This is a genomic window from Streptomyces phytophilus (genome assembly GCF_013870535.1).
Classification (GTDB): domain Bacteria; phylum Actinomycetota; class Actinomycetes; order Streptomycetales; family Streptomycetaceae; genus Streptomyces; species Streptomyces phytophilus.
This window is the reverse complement of sequence record NZ_JACBXC010000566.1, coordinates 1-3,827: the sequence shown is the minus strand read 5'-3', so window position 1 is coordinate 3,827 and position 3,827 is coordinate 1. Positions and strand designations below refer to the sequence as shown.

Annotated in this window: 6 protein-coding genes; 4 read left to right on the top strand and 2 right to left on the bottom strand. The window is 71.2% G+C overall.

What is annotated here, in order from left to right; all coding sequences use genetic code 11:
* Together H5J30_RS21385 and H5J30_RS21380 are read right to left on the bottom strand one after the other, a co-directional pair.
* Positions 1-534: PucR-like N-terminal domain-containing protein (locus H5J30_RS21385; protein ID WP_508470587.1), on the bottom strand; the 534-nt coding region annotated here is incomplete at its 3' end.
* 158 nt (positions 535-692) lie between these two features.
* Positions 693-986 carry a hypothetical protein gene (locus tag H5J30_RS21380; RefSeq protein ID WP_181789008.1) on the bottom strand — a complete coding sequence of 98 codons (294 nt, stop codon included), beginning with the start codon at positions 984-986 and terminating at the stop codon, positions 693-695.
* Positions 987-1,388: 402 nt separating this feature from the next.
* Between H5J30_RS21380 and H5J30_RS21375 the strand changes: the two genes are divergently transcribed.
* From H5J30_RS21375 to H5J30_RS21360, 4 genes are all read left to right on the top strand, one after another.
* Entirely contained in the window at positions 1,389-1,649 is a 261-nt protein-coding gene (locus tag H5J30_RS21375; protein WP_181789007.1) for a PKD domain-containing protein, read from the top strand.
* A 293-nt stretch (positions 1,650-1,942) separates the two neighbouring features.
* Complete coding sequence (locus H5J30_RS21370) at positions 1,943-2,143, top strand: hypothetical protein (RefSeq protein ID WP_181789006.1); 201 nt, start codon at positions 1,943-1,945, stop codon at positions 2,141-2,143.
* A 347-nt stretch (positions 2,144-2,490) separates the two neighbouring features.
* Complete coding sequence (locus H5J30_RS21365; protein ID WP_181789005.1) at positions 2,491-3,075, top strand: hypothetical protein; 585 nt, start codon at positions 2,491-2,493, stop codon at positions 3,073-3,075.
* A gap of 102 nt (positions 3,076-3,177) precedes the next feature.
* Positions 3,178-3,827 (top strand): DUF6801 domain-containing protein (locus tag H5J30_RS21360; protein WP_374101009.1); only part of this gene is annotated, 650 nt, incomplete at its 3' end.

Sequence of the window (3,827 nt, the reverse complement as noted above, 5' to 3'; positions counted from 1 at the left end):
GAGCAGCAGCCGCAGCAGCCGCCGCCGGCGTGCCTCGGCGTCCTCGGGCCCCGACTGCGCCTCCCGGTAGCCCTCGCGGCACAGTTCCTCGGTCGCGTCGACGTGGGCGAAGACGGCGTCGGCGAACATCGCCATCAGCGTGGGGGACATGTTGTAGCGGGCGCCCACCGATTTGGCGCGGCGCAGCGCCACCCGCGCGCCGATGCGCAGCGCCGAGCGCAGGTACTGGAAGCTGCGGCCCTCGTACGCCTCGAACCTGCCCAGCCTTCTGCACATTTCGTCCCAGCGCTCCGTCGAGGATTCCGGGTCCGCCACCTGCTCGACGAAAGTGGAGAGATTCTGCTCGACGCCCTGCTGCAATACCTCCCCGTACGGGCCCTCCAGTAATTGGCTGTATTCCGGGACGGCCCTCCTGATCTCCTGCGCTATTTCCTCGACGAGGCTGGGCAGTTCCGGCCGCATGATCGCGGCGAACTCCGGGGGCAGCGGCTCGGGCGGCTCGGCGAGTCCCGCGGCGGGTCCTGCGTCTGGCATCTGCGTGACTCCTCCACCCCGGGGGGCGCCCGACCGGCCGGGCTCCGCGGCAAGCATGCGCGGCGGCGCGGCGGTACGTGAGGGGGGCGCGCGCGATTGCGCACAGCGCGACAAAGGGCGCGGGGTGAACACTCGCGGGATGACAAGAACCCGCCTGCTCACCGGGAAACGGGATTCCACACGACGTCGTAGTCCGCGACCCGGGCGACCTCGTCACCGGGTTCCACGATGTTCCCGCAGTTCGTCTCGGCCTCGGACACCGTGACCGCGGCACCGGTGGGATTCGACACCTCGGGTTTCGCGGTGATGGGGGCGTTCCGGCGGCTGTAGGCGATGGGCAGATCGCCCGTTGCCTTGCCAACACATGTCAGCACCGAGAATTCCACCGCCACGTCGGTGATGACCGCGTCGATATATCCGGGCTGTCCCGGATCGAACTGTACGGCGTCCACACCCCAGGTCCCTGTCATTTTCACCGTGATGGGGCCGAAGGGGCTGGAGCAGCCGGTGGCCGAGAAGAAGTCGAAGGTGCCGGCGTCGGCCCGGGCGGACGGCGGCGCACCTGGCCCGCCCGGTCTTCGAGCAGGCCCACGGCCTCCGGAGCCGCTGCTGCGGTGCCAGGCCGGCCTCAGCCAGCTTGCGGACCACGAAGACGGTGCAGCCGGGCCGGTCGAGGGTACGGCCCCGGCGCGCCGGCGGGGCGAGACCGACACCGACGACGTTGGGATCGTCACCGTGGTCCCGCCAGATCCGGCGCCGCGACCAGCTATGGATCAACAACTGGGTCGAGCAGCTCAACAACTACATCGTCGAGGCCGCGATGGCGACGCCGTGCCACCGCGCAGGAGGTCCGGTTGGGCGTCTCCGAGGCCCGCGAGCGGAACGCCGCTCCCCGGGCCCGGATTCAGGAGAGCGGGGACGGGGCCCGCGTCACCCTCGACGCCGGCGGCTCGACCGATGAGGACGGCCGTATCAAGAAGTACCTGTGGGAGTTCGCCGACGGGGCCGTCGTCGAGGGCAGGCGGCTCTCCCGCCCGGCCGGGGCGGCGGAACTCTCCGGGCTGAAGCTGCTCGTGGTCGACGACCGCGGCGAAGCGCGGCCACGGCAGAGGTGAGCAAGGAGGAGGGGCATGGAGCAGTCCCGGTTTCCCGGTGCAGGCATGCGGACAGCGGTGCTCCTGCGCGGGACGGGTCTGATGCTGGGGCTGTTCGCGGTGCCGGCGCCGGTCCCGGGCTGGCCCTCGGCGACCCCGGTGCGGGGGGCAGGCGCACGCCGTACGGTGGGACGCCGACGGCACGGTCACCGAACTCGACGCCGTGGGCGGGCAGCAGAGCGAAGCCCGCGGGATCAACGCCCTCCGGGGTCGTCGTCGGCAGTGCCGAGCGCGTCGACGGCCGGATCCACGCGGTGCGCTGGGACGGCGACGGGACCGTCACCGACCTCGGCACCCTTCCCGGCGATGTCGACAGCAACGCGCTGGGGATCAACGACGACGGAGTCGTCGTCGGCGAGTCGATCGCCGAGGACGACACCAGACGCGCGGTCCGCCGGGAACCGGACGGCAGCATCGTGGATCTCAGTGCCCAGGGCCGGGTGAAGAATCGATAACCGGTCCCGCGGTTTCCCGATTGCGCACTTGGCGACAAAGTCCGGTGGCGGGATGCTGCGCCGCTGACAAGAAAATCCCCGGCCGCAACGAAGTTCCCCGACTCCCGGTCCCAAGTATTGCGTTCCCTTGTTACTCGTACGTAGCGTACCCCTCTGCAAGGCGCTGGTCGGGGCATCCATTGTGGCCTGCATGCCGGGCCCGGATCGCTCCACGGATTCGATTTGCCGCGCGCCGTCTGCTCCCGGGAGGCGGATGGCGCAGCGGCGGAGAACCGTCACTTCAACTCACGAGGGGAATCGCAGTGCGAAGACTCACGAGAAGCGCCGCAGTTGCAGCAACAGCCCTCATGGCGGCCGTCGGCTTCACCGTCAGCTCCGCCTCCGCGACCGCGCAGGCGACCTGGACGGTCTCTCCGGGCGGGCCGTTCACTGCCCATTCGGGCAACACGCAACTGGCCGTGCCGAACGCCGTCCTCACGTGTACCGACTCGGACGCCGTCGGCACGCTCAAGAGCGGCTCGGGGCTGGACGGTGCCGGGATCGGCGACATCAGCAACCTGACGTTCACGAACTGCTCCGTGGCCGGAATCCTGTTCACGGTCGACACGTCGAGCGCCCTTCCGTGGAAGCTGAACGTCACGGGCGTCGACCCCAACAACTCCAACCGGGTGCTGGGGTCGATCTCCGGGATCGTCGCGAAGATCGCCGACCCGGACGGCATCTGCACGGCGACGTTCGCCGGCCCCGGCGGGGCCACCGCCCCGGGGACGGTCACCGGGTACTACGACAACGGGACCGACCAGCTCGTGATCCAGGACGGCAACCTCACCGCCCACAACGCGAACTGCCTCGGCATCATCAACAACGGTGACCACGCCGCGTTCACCGGCAACTACGACGTCACGCCGGCTCAGAACATCACGCTGGACTGACGCCCGGCCCACCCGGCCCGGGGCCGTGGCCGACCTGAGTATCCCAGTCGGCCGCGGGCTCCGGGCCCCCGGCGTTCTCCCACCCACGTGAGAAGGAGTTCGATGAGTCCACGTACCGGGCGGCTCACCGTGATCGCTGCCGGTGCGCTCGTCGCAGGACTGCTCCCGGCCGCCGGTTCGGCGGCGGAGGAGGGGGCCGTGTCGGTCTCCGCCGGCTACGTGTGCGAGGGAGCCGGCGGTACGGCCGCCGACCTTCCGGTCGAGTTCATGGGTTCCTTCCCGGCGTCCGTTCGCTCCGGCGAGGCCATCCGGCCCGGCGACCTGACGATGTCGGCGACACTGGGCGGCGGTCTGCTCGACGGGCTGCCGGCCGAGGAGGGCGCGACCGTCGGCGGATCGGCGTCGGTCGCCATGAGCGTGGCCCAGGGGCAGGAGTCCGCCGACTACCCGTGGGCCGGGGCGACCGCGGAGCCTGCGGAGGTGTCGGCCGACGGTACGGCCACCGTGTCGTTCTCCGGCGGGATGTCGTCGGCGACGGCCGGCGGCGCCGGCGACGTGGTCTTCACCCTCGGTCCGCTGACGCTGGAACTCCAGGGGACCCCGCCGGAACCGGGGGACGCGTCCTCGCCGCCGGCCGATCCGGCGGACCCGGCGGACGACCCGGCCGATCCGGCAGACCCGGCCGGCCCGGGTGCGACGACCCTCACCTGCACCCTCGCCGACGGCCAGGACGCCACCCTGGCGACGGTCGC

Coding starts and splice junctions, on each gene's coding strand:
- H5J30_RS21365 (WP_181789005.1), top strand. CDS start 2,491: ATGGCGGCCGTCGGCTTCACCGTCAGCTCCGCCTCCGCGACCGCGCAG.